Below are 922 nucleotides of genomic sequence, written 5' to 3'. Positions count from 1 at the left end.
CGGGCAGGTCAAGCTGCTGGGAATCAAGTTGTACGTCTATGGTTTTTCCCGTGGCGCATCGGCGGCGCGGGCCTTTGTCAGCTGGTTGAACCAGCTGTTGACCCGGTCCGAGCCGGTGCTGGCGTTGCGCTTGTCCGATTTGCGCCTGCCCATCAGCGTCGAGTACCTGGGGCTGCTGGACACTGTGGCCTCGGTCGGTCTGGCCGACATCGTACCAGGGGCCAACGGCCATATGAGTTGGGCCGATGGCAACCAGGAACTGCCAGCCAGCACTCTGGTTAAGCGTTGCCTGCACATCGTTGCCAGTCATGAGCAACGGTTGTCCTTTCCGCTGGAGTCCATTCGCCGGGAGCAGGGGGGTTATCCGGCGAATAGTGTGGAGGTGATTTATCCGGGCGTGCACTCGGATCAGGGTGGGGGGTATCCGCCGGGGGATCAGGGTAAGGCCGTAGGTAGAGATGATCGTTTGCTGTTGTCGCAAATTGCTCTGCATGATCTTTATTCCGACGCCTTTGCTCATGGCGCTCCGTTGAAAGCACCTAAAACTGCCTTGTCGGGTGAGATGACCCATGAGGTGTGGAGAGTGATGGATCTCGAGGGAGAGATGGAGTTTGCTATCGCGCCCACCTTAGTTGATCGCTTCAATGCCTGGCGTCAGCTAACCCTGGGCTTGCCCCCAGCACAACAACCGCTGTCCGCTGAACAGGTTGACCATTACCAGCCATTACCCGCAACCACTAGCCTGGAACAGACCCTGCGCGAGCAGATGAGCTGGATCACCGGCTGGCGCATCGACCGCTATGCCTTCGCCAGCCTCAAGCACACTCCATTCTATCTTCAGGCGAGCGACCGCGAAGCCGACAAAGGGGTCAAAGCGCGCGCCGAAGAGCATCGCGACGAGAAGCAGGCAGAGGTCGTAAAG

The 922-nt window shown here is 59.3% G+C and carries 1 protein-coding gene; it reads left to right on the top strand.

Annotation, left to right across the window (positions count from 1 at the left end):
- Positions 1-922, top strand: a 922-nt coding sequence (locus tag NPS56_RS30915) for a T6SS phospholipase effector Tle1-like catalytic domain-containing protein (RefSeq protein ID WP_274078164.1), incomplete at both ends; no start/stop codon positions are given.

This window comes from Pseudomonas putida (assembly GCF_028682635.1).
Taxonomy (GTDB): domain Bacteria; phylum Pseudomonadota; class Gammaproteobacteria; order Pseudomonadales; family Pseudomonadaceae; genus Aquipseudomonas; species Aquipseudomonas putida_AE.
Note: the sequence above shows the minus strand (reverse complement) of the source record. Positions and strands in the feature narration are given on the sequence as shown.